General features: G+C 41.3%; 18 protein-coding genes and 1 pseudogene. 5 read left to right on the forward strand and 14 right to left on the reverse strand.

Annotated elements, in window-relative coordinates:
• The first annotated feature begins 191 nt into the window (after positions 1–191).
• Positions 192–767 carry a hypothetical protein gene (locus ACSQ6I_RS24540; RefSeq protein ID WP_438892854.1) on the forward strand — a complete coding sequence of 192 codons (576 nt, stop codon included), beginning with the start codon at positions 192–194 and terminating at the stop codon, positions 765–767.
• Positions 768–1,093: 326 nt separating this feature from the next.
• Here ACSQ6I_RS24540 and ACSQ6I_RS24545 read toward each other — a convergent pair whose 3' ends face one another.
• Together ACSQ6I_RS24545 and ACSQ6I_RS24550 are read right to left on the reverse strand one after the other, a co-directional pair.
• The gene (locus tag ACSQ6I_RS24545) at positions 1,094–4,291 is read right to left on the reverse strand and encodes a GAF domain-containing sensor histidine kinase (RefSeq protein WP_438892855.1); all 3,198 of its coding nucleotides are present in this window, start codon (positions 4,289–4,291) and stop codon (positions 1,094–1,096) included.
• Between the two features lie 228 nt (positions 4,292–4,519).
• Complete coding sequence (locus tag ACSQ6I_RS24550; protein WP_438892856.1) at positions 4,520–5,827, reverse strand: aminopeptidase P N-terminal domain-containing protein; 1,308 nt, start codon at positions 5,825–5,827, stop codon at positions 4,520–4,522.
• A gap of 574 nt (positions 5,828–6,401) precedes the next feature.
• On the opposite strand from ACSQ6I_RS24550, the gene ACSQ6I_RS24555 reads away from it, so the two are divergent.
• A complete protein-coding gene (locus tag ACSQ6I_RS24555) occupies positions 6,402–7,652 on the forward strand; it encodes an FG-GAP repeat domain-containing protein (protein ID WP_438892857.1) in 1,251 nt (416 codons plus the stop codon).
• A 58-nt stretch (positions 7,653–7,710) separates the two neighbouring features.
• Here the strand turns inward: ACSQ6I_RS24555 and ACSQ6I_RS24560 are convergent, their stop codons facing one another.
• Entirely contained in the window at positions 7,711–7,866 is a 156-nt protein-coding gene (locus tag ACSQ6I_RS24560) for a hypothetical protein (RefSeq protein ID WP_438892858.1), read from the reverse strand.
• A gap of 740 nt (positions 7,867–8,606) precedes the next feature.
• Here ACSQ6I_RS24560 and ACSQ6I_RS24565 point away from each other — a divergent pair.
• A complete protein-coding gene (locus tag ACSQ6I_RS24565) occupies positions 8,607–13,733 on the forward strand; it encodes a DUF4347 domain-containing protein (RefSeq protein ID WP_438892859.1) in 5,127 nt (1,708 codons plus the stop codon).
• Here ACSQ6I_RS24565 and ACSQ6I_RS24570 read toward each other — a convergent pair.
• Positions 13,730–13,900, reverse strand: a complete 171-nt coding sequence (locus tag ACSQ6I_RS24570; RefSeq protein ID WP_438892860.1) for a hypothetical protein — start codon at positions 13,898–13,900, stop codon at positions 13,730–13,732. The genes ACSQ6I_RS24565 and ACSQ6I_RS24570 overlap by 4 nt on opposite strands.
• Between ACSQ6I_RS24570 and ACSQ6I_RS24575 the strand changes: the two genes are divergently transcribed.
• Positions 13,839–14,222 (forward strand): calcium-binding protein, encoded by a 384-nt coding sequence (locus ACSQ6I_RS24575; protein WP_438892867.1) that lies wholly within the window; start codon positions 13,839–13,841, stop codon positions 14,220–14,222. The genes ACSQ6I_RS24570 and ACSQ6I_RS24575 overlap by 62 nt on opposite strands.
• A 454-nt stretch (positions 14,223–14,676) precedes the next feature.
• On the opposite strand, the gene ACSQ6I_RS24580 is transcribed toward ACSQ6I_RS24575, so the two are convergent.
• The 7 genes from ACSQ6I_RS24580 to ACSQ6I_RS24610 form a co-directional block, all read right to left on the reverse strand.
• Complete coding sequence (locus ACSQ6I_RS24580) at positions 14,677–15,444, reverse strand: MBL fold metallo-hydrolase (protein WP_438892861.1); 768 nt, start codon at positions 15,442–15,444, stop codon at positions 14,677–14,679.
• Between the two features lie 4 nt (positions 15,445–15,448).
• Positions 15,449–16,048, reverse strand: coding sequence for an anthranilate synthase component II (locus ACSQ6I_RS24585; RefSeq protein WP_438892862.1), 600 nt, complete (start codon positions 16,046–16,048; stop codon positions 15,449–15,451).
• A gap of 186 nt (positions 16,049–16,234) precedes the next feature.
• A complete protein-coding gene (locus tag ACSQ6I_RS24590) occupies positions 16,235–16,690 on the reverse strand; it encodes a diacylglycerol kinase family protein (protein ID WP_438892863.1) in 456 nt (151 codons plus the stop codon).
• Between the two features lie 140 nt (positions 16,691–16,830).
• Positions 16,831–17,358, reverse strand: a complete 528-nt coding sequence (ybeY, locus tag ACSQ6I_RS24595) for an rRNA maturation RNase YbeY (protein WP_438892868.1) — start codon at positions 17,356–17,358, stop codon at positions 16,831–16,833.
• Between the two features lie 20 nt (positions 17,359–17,378).
• Entirely contained in the window at positions 17,379–17,534 is a 156-nt protein-coding gene (locus tag ACSQ6I_RS24600) for a DUF3285 domain-containing protein (RefSeq protein WP_015216634.1), read from the reverse strand.
• A 203-nt stretch (positions 17,535–17,737) separates the two neighbouring features.
• Positions 17,738–18,860 (reverse strand): peptide chain release factor 2 gene (prfB, locus tag ACSQ6I_RS24605; RefSeq protein WP_323314448.1). Its coding sequence is split into 2 segments (ribosomal slippage): positions 17,738–18,787 and positions 18,789–18,860, totalling 1,122 coding nucleotides; the frame shifts between segments, so codons are not numbered across the junction.
• Between the two features lie 188 nt (positions 18,861–19,048).
• On the reverse strand, positions 19,049–19,777 hold the full coding sequence (locus tag ACSQ6I_RS24610; protein WP_438892864.1) for a Bax inhibitor-1/YccA family protein: 729 nt from the start codon (positions 19,775–19,777) through the stop codon (positions 19,049–19,051).
• A 615-nt stretch (positions 19,778–20,392) separates the two neighbouring features.
• Between ACSQ6I_RS24610 and ACSQ6I_RS24615 the strand changes: the two genes are divergently transcribed.
• The gene (locus ACSQ6I_RS24615) at positions 20,393–21,184 is read left to right on the forward strand and encodes an RNA polymerase sigma factor SigF (RefSeq protein ID WP_438892865.1); all 792 of its coding nucleotides are present in this window, start codon (positions 20,393–20,395) and stop codon (positions 21,182–21,184) included.
• 141 nt (positions 21,185–21,325) lie between these two features.
• On the opposite strand, the gene bchD is transcribed toward ACSQ6I_RS24615, so the two are convergent.
• From bchD to ACSQ6I_RS24630, 3 genes and pseudogenes are all read right to left on the reverse strand, one after another.
• Positions 21,326–23,350 (reverse strand): magnesium chelatase ATPase subunit D, encoded by a 2,025-nt coding sequence (bchD, locus tag ACSQ6I_RS24620; protein ID WP_438892866.1) that lies wholly within the window; start codon positions 23,348–23,350, stop codon positions 21,326–21,328.
• Between the two features lie 481 nt (positions 23,351–23,831).
• A pseudogene (locus ACSQ6I_RS24625) lies at positions 23,832–24,026 on the reverse strand (transposase); the annotation flags it as partial.
• A gap of 115 nt (positions 24,027–24,141) precedes the next feature.
• Positions 24,142–24,624: an ISAs1 family transposase gene (locus tag ACSQ6I_RS24630; protein WP_438892869.1), complete on the reverse strand. Its 483-nt coding sequence runs from the start codon at positions 24,622–24,624 to the stop codon at positions 24,142–24,144.
• Between the last annotated feature and the right edge of the window lie 27 nt (positions 24,625–24,651).

Below are 24,651 nucleotides of genomic sequence, written 5' to 3' on the forward strand. Positions count from 1 at the left end.
AATTCTACTCGGTCATTTTCTGTTAAAATACCAGATTCAGCCATTTGATGATATTGCTGAACTGTAAATTGGTGTCTGACTAAACTTAGAGTCATTGTCACCTCCGCTTTAATTTGGTCTTTGAAAAAAACAAAAATACGAAATTAGATATTTCATATTGTATCTAAATATAGAAACTTTCGCAAAATACTATGAATAGCAAAAGCAAATTATTAACTATTGTCGCTATCACCCTCACAACTTCTGTTTTCACAGTGGGAATGGTGACTGCACAGACAAAATTAACCAGTCAATCAAAAGTAACTATTAATGGTATTGGTGCGGTAAAAGTAGGAATGAATCTTCCTGAAGCTGCTCTTCATGCTAAGTTATATGTATCCTACGCTGGAAATGATAGTTGTTACTATCTTCAAGGAGAAGGAGACCTCAAAGATATATCATTTATGGTGACAAAAGATGATGCTAAAAGTCGTCAGCAATATGTCACCAGTGATGTTATTGCTAGGGTGGATATAGATGATCCAAGAGTTGCTACAGTTTCAGGAGCAAAAATTGGTGATACTGAAGCAAGAATTAAATCTCTCTATCCTGGACAAATTAAAGTTACACCTCATAACTATGTCCAAAAGGGACATTACCTAACTTTAATACCCAAAGATAAGGCTGACCAAAATTATAGAGTTGTTTTTGAAACTGATGGTCAGCGGGTAACTAGGTATAGATCAGGTAAATTACCAGAAGTAGAATATGTCGAGGGATGTAGTTAATTTATAGCGTTTGTGAATTTTGTTTATTACTACTAATGTGTTATTAGACTTTTTTAAATTTGGCGAAGGGTCAGGAGTAAGAAATAAGAACAGGACTTATGCAACTGGCATATTGCTAAGGTGCGTCAGACTGCATATATCTCGTAAATAAACGGATTTTTGATATCTGACGTGGTTGGTGAGTTTGCCGAACCACACCCTACAATAGATTTTTGGTGTGACACGCAGCTTTAGTCCTAAAGAAAAATCTTTAACCTTTCCCCAAGCCAAATTATGAATTTAAAATCACAAAATGAGCCGAATTGAATTGTTTATTTGCTAATTTTTTATTCTGATACTTGGACTATAGATACTGGTTTTTTAGTTGTCGCTTGAAAAATGGGCAGTTCAATTACGAACTCTGTGCCTTTACCAATTTCAGAGTGACAGTATATCTTGCCATTATGTTTATTTGTCACTATTTGATAACTGATAGAAAGTCCTAGTCCCGTACCTTTGCCAACACTTTTGGTGGTAAAAAATGGATCGAACAGTCTTGATAGGACTTTTTCATCTATACCAAGTCCGTTATCGGTAATGCGAATGATAATCCAGTCTTGATTGAGCAGGGAAGTAGAAATGTGGATTTCGCTGGGGTTAGCAGCAATAAATTCGGAGGATTGCTTAATGTTTCGCTCTTCTAGGGCATCTATGGCATTAGAGAGCAAATTCATAAATACCTGATTCAACTGACCAGGATAACATTCTATCAAAGGCAATGTATCATACTCTTTGATGATGTGAATAATGTGGCTATCGGCTGAAGACTTCAAGCGGTTTTGTAAAATCATCAATGTACTGTCGATGCCTTCGTGAATATTTGCTGTTTTGAAGTCTGCTTCATCTAGGCGTGAAAAGTTCCGCAAAGAACTGACAATTTCACGAATGCGTTCAGTACCAACTTTCATGGATTGGAATAACTTAGGCAAATCCTCGAATATAAATTCGATTTCGGCTTTTTTTGAAAATTCTTGGATTTCTGGTGCGGAATAGGGGTGATGAAGTCGATAAAGTTCGACATAGCGGAGTAATTCTTGTGTGTATTGGTGGGCGTGTTCTAAGTTGCCGTGGATAAAATTAATGGGGTTATTGATTTCGTGGGCTACTCCTGCTACTAGTTGTCCCAAGCTGGCCATTTTTTCGGCGTGGATGATTTGCATTTGGGCTGTGCGTAGTTCATTGAGTGCTTGGGCGAGTTGATTGGCTTCTTCGCGGGTTTGACCGAGTAAATGAGATTGTTGGAACAAGTTGGCTTGACGCAAGGCTACGCTGAGTTGGGCTGCTACTTGGGTGACAAATTCCAGTTCTGATTCTTCCCAGTTGCGATTATGGGTGCATTGATGAATGCAAAATAATCCCCAAAGTTCATCTCCTTCCATTAGGGGAACGATGATCTGGGCTTTGACTTGGAATCGCTCGATTATTTCTAGATGTGGTACTTTTGAGCCGACACTAGTGACATCAGAAATTACTTGTACTTGCCCTTGACGATATTGTGGAGCGTACTGGTTGCCGAAGCAATAGTCTTGGACTTTGACTGCGAGGGCGGAATTGAAGTTGTTTACAACATCTTCGGCGATAAATTCGCCACTGCAAAAACCGACATTTGGGTCAAAGTGAAAGATGCCAACTCGATCTGCTACGAGCGATCGCCTGACTTCCTGTACTGTACTATTCAATATGGTCTCTAAATCTAAGGATTCCCGAATTTTGACGACTAAATCAAATAAAATTCGTCGCTGTTCTGCTGATTGTTGCATCTCATCAGCACGGGTTTGGATTTGTGTTACCATTTGCGAACTTTGCAGTGCTACTCCCAGTTGGCTGGCTACTTGACCCAAAAATTCCACTTCTACATTTTCCCATTGACGCGGTGCAGAATGTTGATAAGCAGCCAGCAGTCCCCACAGGTTGCGTCCGACAAAAATGGGAGTTAAGGCGTAGGCGCGAATTTTGAATTGCTCTAAAATATCTAGGTGACAGCGTGAGTGTCCAGCTTGATAGATGTCGTTAACGGCATAATTTTCGTTGTTGCGATAGCGGCCACCTTTGGTTTCTTGCAGGTGGGTATCTTCCCAAACGAGGTTTTTGCCAAAGGGGTTGATGCTGTCCCACTGTGACTCAACCAGGCCAAAATTGCTGACGAATTTGCCACTCCAATCTTCGTTAAAGCGATAAACGCCAACTCTTTCAACACGTAACAGTTTACATACTTCTTGGCAAGTGGTGTTGAGAATTAAGTCAATATTGAGGGAGGAGCGAATTTTCCCGACTACTTCTGTGAGGGCGCGTTGGCGGGCGATCGCATCTTGGAGGGCAGAAGCTTGTTGTTTTGACTGTGTTAAATTCTCAGCTTGCTGGAGTGCGACACCCAACTGCGCTCCCACCTGTGCAAGAAACTCAACTTCGTAATTTGCCCATTGGCGTGGACTGGTGTGTTGATAGGCTGCTATTATTCCCCAGAGTTTTGGACCAATAAAAATAGGTGCTAAAACATAAGCTCGAATCTTGAATTGTTCTAAAATATCGACGTGACAGCGTGAGTGTCCAGCTTGGTAGATATCATTCACAGCAAAACTTTCGTTATTGCGATATCTGCCACCTTTTGTTTCTTGCAGGTGGGTATCTTCCCAAACGAGATTTTTGCCAAAAGGAATAATCCTATCCCAATGGGGCTGGAATATGCCAAAATGACTGATAAATTCACCACTCCAGTCTTCATTGAAGCGATAAACCGCTGCCCTTTCCAATTTCAGGAGTTTGCAAAGTTCCTGACAAGCGGTATCTAAAATAATTTTAGTATCTAAAGATGAGCGAATATTCCCCACAACTTCAGCTAAAGCTCGTTGTCTAGCGATCGCATCTTGCAGTTCTGTTGTCCGTTGTTGAGTTTGTGCTAAAATTTCCGTCTGCTGCATGGCGACACCGAGATGGCTGGCAGCTTGGGCTATAAATTCAACTTCGTTCAGATGCCATTGACGTGGTGCAGAATGTTGATAGGCAGCTAGTAAGCCCCACAGCTTTGCACCAATGAAAATAGGAGCGATCGCATAAGCCCGAATCTGAAACTGTTCTAATACCTCAATATGACAACGCGCATGGCCAGCTTCATAAATATCAGCCACAGAATAAGGCTCATTATTGCGGTATCTACCACCTTTAGTTTCTTGCAAATGCGAATCCTCCCACACTAAATCCTGACCAAAAGCAGCTAGTGTATTCCAGGGGGGTTCAGCAAAGCCCAAATTATTGATAAAACTACCACTCCAGTCAGGATTAAAGCGGTAAACTGCCACCCGTTCAATTTTCAATTGCCGACAAATATCTTGACAAGAAGTTGAACATAGAGATTCTAAATTGATAGTTGCACGAATCTTAGCCAGTATTCTCGCCAAGATTTTTTGATACTTAGCATTAAGTTTTAGCTGGTTTTGACACTCTTGTAAATCTGAGCAATTCGATGGTTCAGAATCGTTTGTAGTCATGGTTAAAGGAACATTAAATACCTATTCTCAGTTTTCCCTGTTTTGAACCAAAAATGCTAACAAACGATCTCTAAAATTTCTTTTTTTATCGCAACCTAGTAGGAGAATACGGATTAAATGAACCGCATTCGCGAAGCGTTCCGTAAGGAAAGACGCAAAGAGCGGGAAGTGAAGAAGAAAGGAAGAAGATGTGTAAGCATGACTGCTGACCGCTGACTCCTGCTGTACTTACCTTTCTACATCTTTCACTTCTTTGGGAACTCCCGCAGTTAATACTTCGTGTCCATTTGCGGTAACTAACACGTCATCTTCAATACGAATCCCAATCCCTACCCACCGGGGATCAATTTCTGGTTGATCTTCTGCGGGTTTGGTGTCGGGAACTATATAAAGTCCTGGTTCTATTGTGAGAACTTGTCCTGGTTGTAAAAGTTGGGGGTTTTCTCCATGTTGATATACACCAACATCATGAACATCTAAACCTAACCAATGGCTGGTGCGGTGCATATAAAATGGTTTATATTTTTCTTCTGCGATTAATTTGTCAATTTCACCTTTGAGTAAACCTAGTTCTACTAAACCTTCTGTGAGGACGCGGACGGCGGTATTATGGGGTGCGTTGAAGGCGTTTCCTGGTTGTACTTGTGCGATCGCTTGTTTTTGTGATTCTAGTACAATTTCATATAATGCTTTTTGTTCTGCTGTAAATTTTCCCCCTACTGGAAATGTCCGCGTAATATCAGAGTTGTAGTAGTTATAGGCGCAACCTGCATCAATTAGCAGCAGTTCGTTTTCTTGCATTTGGCAATTATTTTCAATGTAATGCAGCACGCAAGCATTCTTTCCAGCTGCGACAATGGAAGGATAAGCAGGCCCCATTCCACCCCGCAACCGGAAAATACGTTCCATCTCTGCTTGGATTTCGTATTCATAACGTCCAGGTGCGGTAATTTCTAAGGCGTGGTTGTGCGCTTCTACTGCAATATCTGCCGCTTTTCGCATCATGTCTAATTCTGCTTCGCTTTTATGTAATCTCATGCCATGCAAGACAGTAATGGTATCTTGAATAGCAATTGGCCCTGTTCCTCGCTTGGGATAAGTCTGCAGGAGATTTTGATAATGTTTGAGAATTCTGTCATTGAAATTGCGATCGCGTCCTAGGTGATAATAAATGCGATCGCTCTTTTCTAAATATTGAGGTAACTTCTCATCTAACTCCGCAATCGGGTAAGCTGCATCTGCACCATAAAATTCCTTCGCTGCATCTACCCCACAGCGATAACCACTCCAAACTTCCTTTTCCCTATCCTTGGGTTGAACAAACAGCACAAACCGATGTTCTGCGTGATGAGGTGCTAACACCGCTACAGCTTGAGCCTCATTAAACCCAGTCAAGTAAAAGAAATCACTATCTTGGCGGAAATTATACTCAACATCGTTGTGCATCACCGCAGTTGGCGCACTCCTAAAAATAGCTGTACCAGCACCGATTTTCGCCATTAACTGCTCACGACGTTGCCGATATTCTGTTTGCATAACTAATTTACTGTTGAATTTATAGTAGTGTTTTTTACTTAAGTAACTAGAAGTATCTCTATTAATAGTTACTAATCTTAGAGGTTGTTTGAAAAGTTTTAGCTGGTGATTTTAGACACTGGCTAACCCCTTAACAAGCAGGGAACTAGAGTCAAAGTCCTCCTTAAAAAGGAGGATTTAGGAGGATCTAAAATTTTTAATACATCAGCGACCACTTTGAAAACATCCTCTTCGTTATTTTAGCCAATTTTTACTTTATCTCATTTTTTGGTGTCACTCACAAATATAGTCATCATCTTTGATTTGTTTGTAACTCCTTGAAAATTGCGATCAAGATGATTGTCAAAAAACCAGGATTTTATGATTAAACAATGACATTGATAAACAATATCAAAAATCTATTTTGATTATTAAGACATTATTTTTGTTTTTGATAAAAGCAATTTCCAAACAGTAGAGATATATCTTCAAATAATGACATTGTCTAAAAAGAATCAGCCGAATGTTTATTATTTACAGAATCTTTATTTTAAAGGAATTAAAACTTTATATTAATTACCCATAAAAACACACCATGTTTCAAGCAGCAACTCGCTCAGGATTATATTCAAAAGAACTAGCAGTATCAGGATTACAATCTCTCGAAAAATCACAAGTTTTGACAACATCTCTTGATACGCAACTTCCTAATAGTTCTGCACCTCAATCACAAGAAGATCCAGTATTTCCTTTCCCACTTGATTCATTACCCTCAATTCCAGTAGGTAGCGTCAATCCCAACCCTAATCCTTACCTAACTAGCGCCGCAATTGTTCCTGATTTTAATGGTGATGGTAAAACAGATAAATTGTGGGTGAATGTGCAAACAGGTGAAATTTTAGTTCGCCTGATGGATGGTACAAGAGTCGTAGAACAGGCTTCTTTAGGTCAATATGACTTAACCACCTGGAGTTATGAAACTGCTGATTTTAACAGCGATAATAAGACCGACTTCTTGCTACGCAACCAACAAACAGGTGAGAATGTTGTTGTGCTAATGGATGGCGCAAGAGTTTCTAGTTTCCTGAACTTAGATAGAGTAGATCCAGGTTGGTCTGCGAACATTGGCGATTTCAATGGCGATCGCAAAACCGACATCTTCTGGCATAATGCTCAAACAGGTGAAAATGCCATTTGGCAAATGGATGGAACCACAGTAGTTAGTGCCACCGTTCTCGAAACCACAGACCCAGCTTTGACTGCAACCATTGTCGATTTCGACGGTAATGGCAAGAGTGACATCTTCTGGCGCAACAACACCACTGGTGATAATATCGCTTGGTTCATGGATGGTAGCCAAGCCACCCCATATAACTTGCAATCACAGGATGCATCCTGGACAACTAGCCTAGGCGATTTTAACGGCGACTTCAAGACAGACATCTTATGGCGCAACTCGCAAACAGGTGAAAACAAGATTTGGACAATGAATGGTATCTTCGTTACCGAAGGCGTTGTCAACACACTTGGCGCAGAGTGGACATCCAGCATTGGTGATTTCAACGGCGATGGCAAAACCGACATCTTCTGGCACAATGCCGCCACAGGTGCAAACACAGCTTGGTTGATGGATGGTACACAAGTGAGTTCTGAAGCCTTCCTACCCAGCAATAGCGTAGGTTTGACATCATCCCTTGGCGATTTCAACGGTGATGGCAAAACCGACATTTACTGGAGAGATCAACAAACAAGTGCAGACACCATCTGGACTATGAATGGTACTCTAGCAACTGAAGCCCCTGTCACTGAAGCAGATAAACTGACTCCAGAGTGGTATACAGCTTAAATTGGTAATGGGTAATAGGTAATTGGTGATTGGGAAAATATATCTATTAATTATCAGTTTACCAAGACTTATAGCGATCGCACTTTTGATATGACAGAGTGCGATCGCTTTTTGGTAGGAGCAAAAATACTGCTATCAATTTAAACTCAAACACTTTAGCCTCCAAGAGGCTACGGTGTACACGTATCCTTACCCAGAGGGAGTTTTCAAGCATGAGAAAAAACTTAACGGGACTTAAACCTTTTCCTCGTTCCCAGTCTCCGACTGGGAATGCATTCTTTGAGTCTCTGACTCAATGCCAGATTGGAGGCAGAGCCTCAATGAGCAGCATTCCCATGCTCTGCATGGGAACGAGATAAATCGCCAGAGCTTATTTTGGGTAATCAGATCACTTGTGTGTACACCGTAGCCTCGCTTGCGAGGGGCTAGGGGTGGGGTGTTATGGCTGTGGGAAAACAGTTTGATCTCAAATCAAGTCCAATGAACAAATCAAAAGAGGGTAAAACCTAGATTTGTAAACGACTTCCGAATATTTACAATACCGTTTCTTTATGAAGATGCACCCATAAGATTTACCTGTGGAACACAAGAAAATAAATTATCCAATCTTATTATTTAAGTATATACCCGTAGGCATGTAGGAATAATATTTATCAAAAAAATATATTAATTTAAGTTTTATTTAGTTCATATAAACCCAAAACATTTTTTACCTACAAAGATATTTAATGCCCGTCCTGATTAGGTTTGGGCATTTTATTTTGGCTAGTTCAAACTCATTGATTTAACCGCCAAATACGAGAAATTACGGTTTTGCTTATAAGTAAAATACATTACTATCTTATTTGTGCTTAAGCCTGTACGCATAAAGATTTGTAGGGGTTTAGCAATGCTAAATCCTAGTCTCAATGCAACAGGAAAATACATTCTGTTATAGGTGCAAAAATAATAAATATGTTGAACAACTATTCACTCAATCAAATCTATACCATTGTCTTCATTGATTCCTCTGTTTCCGACTACCAAACTCTACAGACGGGAGTTGTTGACGGAGTAGAAACGGTTATTCTTTCCCCAAATAGAGATGGAATTGTAGAAATTACCGAATTTTTACAATATCATCCCCAAATTACCGCTATTCACATCGTTTCACACGGTTCACCGGGATGTTTGTATTTAGGCAATAGTCAACTGAATTTAGACAACATCAGTAAATATGCGGCTTTATTGCAGCGTTGGCAAAGCCAGAGTATTTTACTCTATGGTTGTAGAGTCGCTGCGGGGGATGCAGGGGAAGAATTTATTCGCAAGTTGCATGAGATTACCAACGCAACCATTAGCGCATCAGCAACAAAAACGGGAAATGCAGCTTTAGGGGGAAATTGGGAGTTAGAAGTTAATATTCCCGTTACAGATAAAATAAACTGTCATTCTGACCAGAACGCAGTGGAGGGAAGAATCTCGACAGATACTGAAATCTTACGGCTCGCTCCACTCAGCATGACAACCCCTTTTCTTATTTTTCGTGCAGAAACCCTCAACACCTACCAGGGAGTATTTGCACCCACATTAGTCGGGGTGTGGGATCGTTTGAGCTATGCCAATGATGTGGCAGTTGTGGGTAACTACGCTTACGTAGTGGGGGATAGACTGGAGATAATTGATATTATTGATCCCAACAACCCAGTTTTTAAGGGTAATTACGATATTTCTTATGGTCGTAGTATACAAATAGTAGGCAACTACGCTTATGTGGCTGATGATAGTTCAGGACTGCAAATCATCAACATCAGCAACCCATCTGCACCCACCCTCGTCGGCAATTATAATACTTCTGGCAATGCTAATGATGTAGAAATAGTAGGCAACTACGCTTATGTGGCTTATGAGTATTCAGGACTGCAAATCATCAACATTAGCAACCCATCTGCACCCACCCTCATCGGCAATTATAATACTTCTGGCAATGCTAATGATGTAGAAATAGTAGGCAACTACGCTTATGTGGCTGATAATGGTTCAGGGCTGCAAATCATCAACATCAGCAACCTAGGCGCACCCACCCTTGTCGGCAATTATAATACTTCTGGCAATGCTAATGATGTAGAAATAGTAGGCAACTACGCTTATGTGGCTGATAATGGTTCAGGGCTGCAAATCATCAACATCAGCAACCTAGGCGCACCCACCCTTGTCGGCAATTATAATACTTCTGGCAATGCTAATGATGTAGAAATAGTAGGCAACTACGCTTATGTGGCTGATAATGGTTCAGGGCTGCAAATCATCAACATCAGCAACCTAGGCGCACCCACCCTTGTCGGCAATTATAATACTTCTGGCTATGCTTTTAATGTAGAAATAGTAGGCAACTACGCTTATGTGGCTTATGAGTATTCAGGACTGCAAATCATCAACATCAGCAACCCATCTGCACCCACCCTCATCGGCAATTATACTTCTGGCAGTGCTTTTAATGTAGAAATAGTAGGCAACTACGCTTATGTGGCTTATGAGTATTCAGGACTGCAAATCATCAACATCAGCAACCCATCTGCACCCACCCTCATCGGCAATTATAATACTTCTGGCTGGGCTTATGATGTGGAAATAGTAGGCAACTACGCTTATGTGGCTGATGAGGGTGGAGGATTGCAAATAATCAATATCAGCAACCCAGGCGCACCCACCCTCATCGGCAGTTATGATACTTCTGGCTCTGCTTGGGATGTGGAAATAGTAGGCAACTACGCTTATGTGGCTGATGGTTATTCAGGACTGCAAATCATCAACATCAGCAACCCATCTGCACCCACACTCATCGGCAATTATAATACTTCTGGCTATGCTTTTGATGTAGAAATAGTAGGCAACTACGCTTATGTGGCTGATGATAGTTCAGGACTGCAAATCATCAACATCAGCAACCCAGCCGCACCCACCCTCGTCGGCAATTATGATACTTCTTCTAGCTATGGCTATGCTTTTGATGTAGAAATAGTAGGCAACTACGCTTATGTGGCTGCTGGGGGTTCAGGACTCTCTATCATCAACATCAGCAATCCAGCCACACCCACCCTCGTCGGCAATTATGATACTACAGGCTATGCTAGGGATGTGGAAATAGTAGGCAACTACGCTTATGTGGCTGATGGGGGTTCAGGACTCTCTATCATCAACATCAGCAACCCAGCCGCACCCACCCTCGTCGGCAATTATGATACTACAGGCTCTGCTTTAGATGTGAAAATAGTAGGCAACTACGCTTATGTGGCTGATGATGTAGGCGGCTTAAAGATTATTGATGTAACTGAATTTAATAACCAAAACCAAGCACCCGCTATCACCACTACCAGCACTGCTTTATCCTACATTGAAAACGCTACGACAGCCATTGATCCATCTATTACTGTCAGCGATGTAGATTCAACTAACCTAGCAAGTGCAACAGTCAGGATTAGTTCTGGTTTCGTTTCTGGTCAAGATATCCTCAGCTTCACCAATCAAAACGGAATTACAGGCAGTTACAACAGCACAACAGGGATTTTAACCTTAACAGGAACATCCACTGTTGCAAATTATCAAACCGCTTTACGTTCTGTTAGATATCGTAATTCCAGCGATAATCCTAATACAACTACTCGCACCATTCAATTTAGCGTTAATGACGGTGCTGCTACTAGCAATCTTCCCAGTCGCAATGTCACCATTACATCAGTTAACGATGCGCCTGTAGTCACTACAACTAGCACCGCTTTATCCTACATCGAAAATGCTACGACTGCTATTGACCCATCTATCAACGTCAGTGATTTAGATTCAGCTAACCTAGCCAGTGCCACTGTCAGCATTACTTCTGGTTTCGTTTCGGGTCAAGATATCCTCAGTTTCACCAATCAAAACGGAATTACAGGCAGTTACAACAGCACAACAGGAGTTTTAACTTTAACTGGTGCAGCTACAGTTGCTAATTACCGAACCGCATTGCGTACTATTACTTATACCAACACCAGTGATAATCCCACTACAACGACTCGCACGATTGGCTTTAGTGTCAATGATGGTGCAGCTACAAGCACTTTGCGTAGTCGCAATGTGACGATTACTGCTGTTAATGATGCTCCTACTGCTCTGACTCTGGATAATAGCAACGTTGCCGAAAATCAACCGACTGGTACTGTAGTTGGTAATTTCACTACCACCGACCCTGATACAGGTAATACCTTCACCTATAGTTTAGTATCAGGTACAGGTGACACAAATAACGCTTTATTTAGCATCGTTGATAATCAACTAAAAACGAATTCTGTTTTTGACTACGAATTTCAAAATAGCTACAACATTCGAGTTCGTACCACAGACCAAGGTGGTTTATCTTACGATAAACAGCTAACCATTGGTATTAACGATATCAATGAAAGCGATGTGAGATATTTCATCAACGGACTAGGTGGGCATATCTATTGGGGAGATAACACCACTGCCGGACTGAGTGTAGTGGGCAAATTTGCTACAGTATCGGGTACTAGCGGTGTAGATTCGGTCTATGTTCAGGCAGGTAGTAGCCTAGACTTCATCCTATTATTTGGTAGTGCAGACGTGCTTTACTTGACAGGTAATTTGGCTGACTATACTCAGTCTATTTCTGGTAGTGTATACACCTTGACCCGAAAAGCAAACACCTTACCCGCAGGTCAAACCGAAGTCATCAGATTCCTTGGATCTCATGATGTGGTGTATTTTGCCGATGGTCATGTCACTCTCCAAAGTGCTAGCTTATCTGACCCATTTACAGGGGTATTGCGTCAAATCGTAGCCAGTGACCTCGTTGCAGGAGGCACACCTCAGCCCTTTGAACTAACATACAACCCTAGTTCTCTCCGAATGTTTATTGAGGATGCTAATGGTGTTGATATACCTCAACTTACCACTCCAGGGGACACTGCTATCGTCTATGGTGGCGCAGGAGCAGATCGTGTATATGTCAAAGCTGGAACTAGCATGGACTTTACCAATGCAGGAGGTGGTAATGATGTAATTTACCTAACAGGCAAGTTGGCTGACTATACCCAGTCAATTAACCAAGGGAATGGAGATTATACCTTGACCCGAAAAGCAAGCTCCTTACCCGTCGGTCAAAACGAAGTAGTAAAATTTAACATAGGTGGTCAAAATGACCTGGTGTATTTTGCTGACGGTAATGTCACTATAAATGGGGATTTAGTGCAGCCCGGTACTGGCATGAGTTTGGTTGATCCAGTTACAGGCGTATTTCGTCAAATCGTAGCGACTGATCTGGTTGCAGGTGGTACACCCGGTTTAAACACTACTAACATCATCACAGGTACAGCCAACAGCGAAAACTTCACCACCACAGCCCAACAAGATATCATAGATGCTCAAGGTGGCAATGATAACATCACCAGCACCTTTGCTAACCTGCAACAAAACGACTCCCTCAACGGTAACACAGGTACAGATACCCTGATAATTACTGGGGGAACTGCGGAAGATATTATTTCCATTGATACCAATAACACCACCAATCAATTAGATATCCCTGGTACAACCATCATCGGATTTGAACAATTTGATTTAAGTGGATTTTCAGGTACAGTCAGCTTTGCCGCTACTACTGGTAATGATTGGGTTAAAGGTGGTGCAGGAGATGATGATTTAGATGGTGGAAGTGGTAATGATTATCTCAATGGTGGTGCAGGTGCAGATTTATTAATTGGTGGTGCTGGCAATGACACTTATGTGGTAGATAATCTTGGTGATTACATTGCTGAAGGTTTAAATCAAGGTATTGATACGGTTGAATCTTCCATCACTTGGACATTAAAAGCCAACTTAGAAAAGTTAACCTTAACCGGCACTGCTGCCATTAACGGTACAGGTAATACCTTAAATAATACCCTCACTGGTAACAGTGGTAATAATATCTTGAATGGTGGCAAAGGTGCAGATACCATGATTGGTGGTTTGGGCAATGATTCCTACTATGTGGATAATGTAGGAGATATCATCACCGAAGCTGCTAATGCAGGAACTGATACTGTTTTCACCACTGTTAGTTAAACTTTAGCCAACAACCTAGAAAACCTGACTTTACAAGGAACATCTGCGATTAATGGTACTGGGAATACCTTAAATAATGTCCTCACGGGTAATGCAGCAGCTAATATTCTCACAGGTGGTGCTGGTGTCGATACCCTGACTGGTAATGCAGGTGCAGATATTTTCATTGGTGGTCTTGGTAACGATAAACTCAATTTGGGTTTAAATGATGGTGCTGTAGATATCGTCAATTATGCTTTGAATGATGGTGCAGATACTATTACTCAGTTTGTGCGTGGTGTCGGTGGTGATCAAATCCAGTTTACAGGTATTGCTAATATTGATGTGTTGACATCAGGTAGTAATACTCTCCTACGCATTGGTGATGGCACAATTGGTAATACTGGTTTTGGCACTGGTCAGTTATTAGCTACTTTATCAGGTACGTCTGGTTTTATTGCTGCTGATGTGAATGTCAACCTGTTTGGTGCTAATTTCTTGTTCAGTTAATTAGTGGTTGATGATGTTGGTGGGTTGCGCTGTTGTTAACCCACCCTACTGTTAACCTCGCGCCAAGAGAGAAGGAAGTGTGTTGACATTGAGTTTTAGATATGTTATGCTGAATTCGATAAGGAAGAACTACTTTATAAAAAATAGAATAATTGAGAACTTAGCAAGATCACTTAACTATTGGTAGGCGATTTTCTAGTAAATGCGTAGGTTGGGTAAAGCCCTTGCGGGCATGGCTACACTTAAAGCGACAGTGCAACCCAACAAAAGTCCGTAAATGTTGGGTTTCCTAGCGTCAACCCAACCTACCTGATTTAATGTTTTTAGCTTAACTGAAACGACGTATCTTCGTTAGTCACCTTGAAAGGGCTACTCCTAGGAGTGAAACCCAACATCTACAAAATTTTCAAGTGTTGGGTTGAGAAACGAAACCTTAAATTTCTGCCCGATTTAGCTAGAACTTATAACTCAAAATCTGAATTTCAGTATTTTCCGGTAAAGCCTTAGAGTTAATCGCCACAGCATCACCATTACTGCGTCGCACATTGACACCAGGCATCAAAGCCAAAAAATCATCTACTGGTGTAATATCACAACTAGCGGCATCTGCGGCTTGGGTGCGGTAATGGGTAGGAATTACTAACTTTGGATTTAAGACCGCAACTGCCTGTTTTGCTTCTTCAGCATTATAAGCTTTAGCGCTACCACCTACAGGAACTAATGCCACATCGGGACGACCTGTGAGGATTTTTTGCTCAATGGAAATAGGTGCAGCTGCGCCCCCTAAATGTAAAATATTAATTCCCCCTTGGTTCCACTTCCAAGCGGTATTTTTACCGAATTGTCTGCCACCTTTGCGGTCATGATCCATAGAGATTCCCTGGAATTTAAGACCTTTAAATTCATAAACTCCCGCTTCATAAATCAGCTTAGGATTTCCTGGTAGTCCCTCCACCGCACCTTCATCTAACAGTTGACTGCTAATCAGCACTAAATCAGCTGCAACTTTGGGGAGACGATAACCATCTGTACAGCCGACAGTCCGAAAGGGATTAACGAGAATTTTTACACCCCCACCAGTGAACAGAAAGCAAGTATGACCCAACCACTGAACTGATACACCACTAGATTGGGCTGTAGCTGGAAGATTGGAACCTAAATTAGTTACTAATGCTGTCACCAAACCTGCCCCAGCATAGCCCATCAACTCTCGTCGTTTCATTTAATCACACTCTTGTCTGTAGTTGTTCCAGAAAATTCCGCAGTAAGTGCTTACCCGAAGAAGTCAGTACACTCTCTGGATGAAACTGGACTCCCTGAATGTGAGGATAGTTCCGGTGTTGTACTCCCATAATTGTGCCATCTTCCACCCAAGCGGTGATTTCCAATACTTCGGGGCAAGTTTCGCGGTCAATCACCAAACTATGATATCTGGTGGCGGTAATGGGATTTTCTAATCCTTGAAAAACCCCAACTCCAGTGTGAGATACTTGGGAGGTTTTGCCATGCATCAATTCTGGAGCAGAAACGATTTTACCACCGAATACCTGACCAATACTTTGATGTCCTAAACAAACACCCAAAATAGGGATACTATATCCTAGTTGTGCGATCGCATCTACAGAAATTCCTGCATCTTCTGGACGACCAGGCCCAGGGGAAATTACGATCGCATCGGGCTTTAAATCCCGAATTTCATCTACAGTTATTTTATCGTTGCGAAAAACTTTCAATTCAGCCGCTACGGGGAAATCTCTGGCTAGTTCCCCCAAATACTGCACCAAATTGTATGTAAAGCTATCGTAATTATCAATGACTATAATCACAATTTTTACCTAATTTCATATGAACTACCCTATCTTACTTCGTTGTAGCTTGCCTCCGCGAAGCAATAGATGGGGTTTCTACATCCCTTTAAAAGAATATTATCCATAATAATATTTCAGCATTTTAGAAGGCGTATTCGCCCAATTCAAAAATGCCATTCTCAAAGCTAGAGATACAAAACTAATCTAAAACGTGGTAACAATTAAAGCAACTAAAGGAGGCAGTAAAAGTGTCGCAGCTACCAACAAAGATACCAAAGCAGACACAAGCACAGCACCAGCAGCACAGTCTTTCGCAACTTTAGCCAAGTCATGGTAAGTTTGCTTAACTGTCAAGTCAACCAAAGACTCAATAGCTGTATTCAGTAACTCCAGTGTCAAAACTAAACCGCTAGTAATAGCAATTATGGCTATTTCTACAGATTGTAGATGCAAAAAAATGCTTAAACCTATAGCAAAAGCACAGACACTGAGATGGATACGAAAGTTGCGTTGAGTTTGAAAACTATAGCTGATTCCAGCCCAGGCATACTTAAAACTAACAAATAAATTAGAGGCTATCTGCCAGGAAAGTTCCCGTTCTTTGGACACAAGGGTTGATAAGCGGTTTGGTGTTGGGGGTGGCGAAATTTGTTGGGACATAGGCCGGACGATACCAATATTATAGGGTGGGAATCTTGGTTAATTTTAAGAGCTTAATTAACTTTGACGCAATTCTAAAGAATTAGTGACAATAATATTGTCAAAATCGCCACCAAGAGTGAAAATTTGAGCCACACCCACTAATTTAAGTCAATATTAATACTTATCCCATCCAGTAATATAACTTGTTGTTTTAACATTTGCATCAAACTTTCTTCATCTGGATGATCCCAGCCCAAAAGATGCAACAAACCATGAGCAGTTAACCAAGCTAATTCTGTGGTTAAACTATGCCCCTGTTGTTGCGCTTGGAGTTTTGCCGTATCTATAGATACAATTATATCACCTAAATACAAAGGTTGAGAAGCCAGCATTTCCTCACTTTGGGGTAAATCTGCCTCTAAGGAAGCAAAGGCTAAAACATCTGTAGGTTTATCCTGTTGGCGATATTGAGCATTTAGTTCCTGAATTTGGGCATCATTTGTCAAACGCAGCCCTATTTCATAACTTAGTGCAGGTGGAAGATCAGGGGTCAGGATTTCTAACCAGCGATGAAACCAGTTTTCCCAAGTATTGTCAGATACTGTTAACAGGGTATCCCCCATAGAAGCTGCTGCTACTTGGGAAGGCTCATCAAAACAATTTTCTACATATAATTCAACTTTCACCAAGCCGAAACTCTCCTTAGTTACCGAGTTAGGTAAGCAAGACCAACTAAGAGGGTTAACAGCCCTACAGCAGTTAGTGCAAAATGTTTGAGTGATGTACCACCTTTGTTTACCATGTTTCGCATGGCAAGTTTCACATAGCTGGGTTTAGGTTCTGTCGAGGGAGATTTACTCATAGAAATACTCGGTAAGTGGGAATCTTAGTAGATTGAGAGAAAGAGAGGAAAAAAACTTCTGCTCTTTACAGCGGATTTCATTTAAATGAGATACAAACTTGAATAATAAAACTCTTGTGGTGCGGGCATCTTGCCCGCTAAATATGTACCTCCTAACAGCGAAATCCACTTTTAACTGCCATGAATATTTACAAATTCCCAAATTATGCGGAATTGCTATCTACTAGTTGATTTTCTTGTCGCAGATAGGCTTGAATGAAAGCATCAATTTCGCCGTTCATGATATCACCAATGGCGGTAGTTTCCGTATTTGTACGCAAATCCTTGACCATTTGGTAAGGGTGAAACACATAGTTACGAATTTGGTTTCCCCAGGAAGCTTCCACCATATCACCACGAATTTCGGCAATTTCTTGGGCGCGTTGTTCTTTGGCAATTACCAACAGTTTGGCTTTAAGACGAGCAAGAGCTTTTTCTTTGTTTTGCAGTTGGGAACGTTCTTCTGTACAGCGCACAGCTAAACCAGTGGGTAAGTGAACTATCCGCACTGCTGTTTCTACTTTATTGACGTTTTGCCCACCTTTACCACCCGACCGAGTTGTGGTAATTTCCAAATCCTTCTCTGGAATGTCTAACTTGACGGTGTTATCTATTTGTGGCATTACTTCCACCCCAGCAAAACTGGTTTGGCGCTTACCATTGGCGTTAAAGGGAGAAATCCGCACTAAGCGATGAGTACCCATTTCGGAACGCAAGTAACCATAGGCGTAGCGACCGGTAATTTCTAAGGTGGCTGATTTAATTCCCGCTTCATCACCTTCTGATTCTTCCGATAAAATTACCTTGTAGCCATGATCTTCTGCCCAACGGGTGTACATTCGCATGAGCATAAATGCCCAATCTTGAGCGTCTGTACCACCAGCACCTGCGTTAATTGTTAAAACTGCGCCTTGAATATCGTAGGGGCCAGAAAGTAACTGTTGTAATTCCCACTGGTCAAGTTCACGGTTAAGCTTGGTGATGGTAGATTCCGCTTCTTGCAAGAGTGATTCGTCGGTTTCTAATTCTAGTAGCTCAATCACCGCCCTGGTATCATCTAAATTGGCGTGCCACTGATAATATTGCTCTAAGTGATCTTTGAGGTCGTTGAGTTCTTGCAGTGTTTGTTGTGCCTGGGTTTGGTCGTCCCAAAATTCTGGCTGGGCTGATATTTGTTCCAAGTCATGAATTTTGGCTTTGAGTGCGGGTACGTCAAAGATAGTCCTGGGTTTTACCCAGGCGGCCAGACAACGTTTCGATTTCGCGTTTGAGTTCTAGGACATCCATATTACTTACTTTAGTTGAGAACGATTTGGATTTTTATCGCTCTTTATGTCTTAGATTTTAGCTGTAAGTTGGACAAATTATCTAAAATCCGTGGTGTAAATCAGCTTGATGATGAGAAACCGTGGCTCTTGTTGATGAACCACGGTTAGTCTTAGTTAAATTGTGTTGTTTCTGCTGTTAACAATCAATTAATCACGTCCATTGATAGCAATCAGCAACCGTAAAATAAAGATAAACAGGTTGATGTAGGTTAGGTACATCGACAAAGCTGCGGGTAAGTACTGATCATCGCGATAGGTGCGGGGCAAGATGTAGAAATCGACCACAGATGCTCCAGCGAAAATAAATACCCCTAAACCAGAGATACCAATTTCTAACCATGTGGGTGTGTAAACACCAAATAAGGCCAACCCAAATTGAACTAGACAAACAACGACTAAGGCAATTACCCCCAAGGAGACGGTTTTTGTCAACGCCATACCGTCTGATTCTGAGAGATTAGAACCAATTTGACGTGCAGCAATAAAGGTGACACCACAACCAAGGGCGGCGATGCCAATGCCCTCAATACCCACGCCTTGGGTTCTCAAAGCTACAAATACCAAGCCACTGAGGGTATATCCAGATAAGAGGCTGTAAATTGCTAATAGTGGGAGGGCGACGCTGTTGTTACCTTTGGAGGCAACGTTTTGAGCGACAAAGAAGAGAATTAACTCCAGAACTACAGCACCAAAGAAGGTGGGAAAGAATAGTTCGGGGTGAGAACGAATAACTCCCAAACCGCCGTAGGTTCCCAATGCAGTTAAAACTAACCCACCACCAACAAAGGGGAGGGCATTGGCAATGACATTGGGGCCAACAAGGGCGTGATTTTGAGCTTCACGGAAAGCTTGACGAAAATTGCTGGTATTGCTCATATCTCAAAACTACTAAATTTTTGAGTAAATTACCTCTTCATCTCCATTCTTACCAATACTTGTGTCTGGAGACTAGGGAGGAAATCTAGAAAAGAGATTTTTTAGTAGAAGTTGTAAAATTTTATAAAGACAATTTTTATGGTTTTAAATTTTAACGCATTTTATTACGATATTTCCACAGGTATTAATTTGGGTTACTGCTATTCTCATGACAAATCTAGCAGTTATTCTTGAATGATTCAGTAATATTCACTAAATAAAAGTAAGTTTTGTAACGAAATATTAAGTGTCCAACACCTATTTGTTTAGTTTTCACTCTCTATTACAGATAATTACTGACTAGATTTAGCATTATCACGCAGCACCAGCATTATTTTATTACATAAGAAAAAGTTGTACACCCACTAAATTTTAGATTCGTAAAGAAAAATTACAATAATTGGCGAGAATGAATATTTCTAAGTAATCTTACTTAGAAGATAACTGAAGCTTATTTTAAGTTCAGTAAAACAACGATGGCTTATTCAGCGATGACTAAGGAAAATAATGACAGTTTGAAATCAAGTATACGCAACTCCATTCTTCGGGGAAGGGGGTTACTACAAAGGAATTGATATGGCAGCAAGTGAGTCCTCTGTGCAATCTGATGGTATAGAGCTATTACACTTATACCACCGCACTCCTTCTATTAAACTTCGTAACCAACTGGTACAGTTACATACGGGTTTAGTCCGTAAAATGGCTTATAAATTTAGCCATCAGTGTAATGAGCCTTATGAAGATTTAGAACAGATCGGTTATTTTGGTTTAATTAGGGCTATTGAACGCTTTAATCCTACTCAAGGTTATGCGTTTAGTTCCTTTGCTATACCTTATATTCGCGGTGAAATGCTGCATTTTTTGCGCGATCGCTCTACTCTAGTCAAAATTCCCCGTCGTTGGCAAGAACTTTTTAATGAAGGGCAAAAAATTCGCAAAGAGTTGACGCTATCTCTAAGCCGTCCTCCCAAAGATATTGAAATTGCTAACAAACTTCATATTTCCCTACAAGAGTGGCAAGAATGCAAGTTAGCTGCTCAAAACCGGATGCCTCTGAGTTTAGATGCGACTCCAGCTAATTATGTTGATTATCAAATCACTTTGGGTGACATACTTCCCTGTCCTCGTACTACTCTGCATCAACAACAAGAGGAAGAACGCCTACAACTACAAGGGGCTATGAATATGTTAGACGATAAACCCCGCATGGCAGTTGAATTAGTTTTTGTTAAGGAACTTACTCGCAAGGATGCTGCTAAAAAAATTGGTGCTAGTCCGATGACAGTAACTCGGTATCTGCACAAAGGAATACAAGAGTTGATTGGCTACTTACAGCCACAAGCTGAGTCAGGAGTCATTAGTGCTTAGAATTGTCTGATAGCGTAGGGTGACGCAAGCCATATCAGGATTTACTAGATTTAAGGATGAAAGGATTTCGTATTTAGATCAACTTAAACAAATTCATCCTGTAAATCTTGAAATCCTCAAAATCTTGATTGTGGCAATAGACTATCTACTAGATTTTATATCGGCTATAGCTCCTCTAGTCATTGCTGCGATCGCTTTATCAGTCGCTTTCGGTAGGTGATAATATTTACCTCCTGCTGCTTTTGCCAATTCCTTTGCAAAGCCAGTTGATACAAATTTACTCTCAGTATCAATTACTAACAATTGCATCCCTGAAGCCCGAATTCTGCCTGCAATATCTAATAATTCGGCTTTGATGTCTGGCTTTTCACCTGGTTCTATGGGTTCTCCTAAAGAACGAGCTAAAGGAATATTACCACGACCATCAGTAATTGCCACAATGACAACTTGCCCGATATCGCCACCCATTTGGGCATTTACACCTACACGAACTGCTTGCGTTAAACCATGTGCGAGGGGAGAACCACCACCACAAGGTAATCTTTCTAAACGATTTTTAGCTAAAGCAATGGAACGGGTAGGAGGTAATAAAACTTCTGCTTGTTCACCCCGAAAAGGTATTAAAGATACTTGGTCACGATTTTGATAGGCTTCTGTTAACAGTTGCATCACTGCACCTTTAGCAGATTGCATTCTATTTAAAGCCATTGAACCAGAAGCATCAACCACAAATACCACCAAAGCGCCGGCTTTTCTCACCAACCGCTTGGAACGGATATCTCCCTGTTCAACAATGACCTTTTTATCTGGTTGTCTAGCTCGTCGTGCTTTTTGATACGGGGCTGCGGCTCGAAGTGTGGCATCTACGGCTATCCGTCGCGCTTTACCTTTGGGAATCATCGGCTTGATGTACCGTCCCCGGTCGTCTGAGAAGATAATACTGCGACTTCCAGATTTACCTTGACGTTGTGCCATTTGCGTAAAATAAAGCACTTCTGGGTCAAGAATTACCCCTTCTGGATCAAAGATAAACTCTTCGGGAATGTCTGGAGGTTCTTGCTGTTCTTGTTCTTCGTCTTTCTCTTCTTCGTCTTCTTCCTCTTGTTCTTCTTCTGATTCCGACTCGTCTTGATTTTCTGGTGGTGGGGGAGGAGGTGGGGGTGGTTGGTCTGGTGGTGGGGTTTGAATTATGGTTGTTCTGGGAACTATGACCAATTCCACTGCGCGACGCAAATCTTCAGCGTTGACGGTATTGCGTCCTTCCAAAGCTGCTGCGGCTTTCGCAACTCGCACCGCAAATAATTCTGCACGATGTCCTTCTACACCACCGCGAATGGCTTCATTAACGAGGTAAGTAATTTGTTCTTGGGTAATGGTGACTTCTTTTAACCATTCCCGTGCGAGGATAATTTGGGTTTTGAGTGAGTCGATGTCTTCGCTATATTGCTGGAGAAATTCTGAGGGAGACTTGGAATATGCGATCGCTTGCTCAACTGCTTGTACTCTTTGATCTAAACCCAGAACTCCGTCTGCTGATAGTGCGATCGCAATTCTATCAAGTAAATGTTCTCTTAACGCCCCTTCTTCCGGGTTATAAGTCGCAATAAACAACAGCTTACAGGGATGTTGAAAACTAATTCCCTCCCGTTCAATTTGGTTACGTCCGTCAGATAATACAGCTAAAAGTTGGTTACTAATTTGGTCATCTAATAAATTAATTTCATCAACATACAAAACCCCACGATTTGCGGTAGCCAGCAACCCAGGTTGAAAAATCGTATCACCTTGTTTAACCGACTGTTCTACATCCACAGAACCTAAAAGCCGGTCTTCCGTAATCCCCAGGGGAATCTGCAAAAAAGGTGCAGGGATAATTTCCGTTTCTATCTCCTGTCTTTCCTCGGCTAAAAGTTTATCATCCCATTCTTCTGGGTGGTTCGGGTCACAGTTACACAGGGAATCTTTAACAACTTCAATAGGTGGTAACAAGGCGTGGATAGCACGCGCCATTACAGATTTAGCCGTACCACGACGACCTGCAATTACCACACCCCCCAAAGCGGGATCTACTGCTGTCAACAGCAAAGCTATCTTAATTGCTTCTTGACCGACTACAGCAGTCAGGGGAAAAGCAGTCATTGTCGGGGTAATAGTAGGCGCAGGCATTGTTTCCTTAATAGTTATTATATTTGTAGCATAGCAATTTCTGGCACATTTAGTAATGAGTATTAGACATTTGCTAAAATTGTCATGTTAAGCGAGGCGAAACACCTCGGAGATTATTCCTTCTACTTTGCTTCAGTCAGAATAACATCACTAATAATGATGAGTATTAGACTTTTACTAAAATTGTCATGTTGAGCGAAGCGAAACATCTCGAAGATTATTCCTTCCACTTTGCTTCAGTCAGAATAACATCACTAAATTTTTGGATTTTTGCAATATATCTATTATTCCAACTCATGTAGGAGCAATATGTATGACTACGATGCAGGCTAAAAGCTTCACCATAGAACACCTTGTAGCGTGGGTTAGATGCGGTAATTAAATTATAACGCTCACAGATAAATTACCAAACCGCATAGTAACCCAACATCCATTATAAAATATCAGGGTTAGCGCGTCTCAAAACCTATTGACAGAGGAATTACAGTAGAGGAGAATAGTTTGCTATGGATGCTGCTAACACAGAAACCATATATTGATCATTCATCGTAGCTCGTCTTGACTTTTGTCGAATACTACGACGAAAAGTTGGTTCTCGGTCTAAGGCATTGAGGGCAATGCGACGTAATAAAGCAAAGTTTTGTGGACTGTGCATAGAACGAATTCGAGATTCATCTGATCTTTCAGAGCCGCTTCGCGAACATGGAAAGTGACATCTAAACCCATTCCATGTTGAAACCTAGAGTTTTTCAGGAAAGTATATTATTCAGTTGTAGTTTAAGTTCTCAGCTTTAACCTGATTCCCAAAAACTATAGCTTTCAAAGTAGACGCGGTTTAATGTCCAATGAACAGAGTTTTCAATCCCCCAATGCTGTCGAATCGCACTACCAATTTTGTTAGCATCACTATCAAGACTAGTAATGTAAAATTGAACTTCATGGGTAGTTTTATTCCAATGCTGAATCTTACGAACTACCATGACTACTGTTGCCAATCCTGCCCATTGGTTTTGTTCATAAAGTGCTGGTAATTGTGAAACTGGAACAGTATAACAGGTGCGATTTTCGATGCGGTGATGTCCTTTGTCGACCCGTTGACTAATACTGACATCAACATCTTTAAAGTCGAGAGATGGTGCTATTTCAAACCAATTTTTTACTTGTTGATGTAGTGTAGGATGATTGTCTTTTAGGCTTAAAATATAATCAGCATTTCCGGCTATGATTTGTTCGGCAATTGATTTTTGCGTACCCCTTGCATCAATGGTGATAATACAACCAGATTAGTCCAGAGTCTCTAA

It is taken from the genome of Anabaena sp. WFMT (assembly GCF_051781005.1).
In the GTDB taxonomy this organism is placed as follows: Bacteria; Cyanobacteriota; Cyanobacteriia; order Cyanobacteriales; family Nostocaceae; genus Anabaena.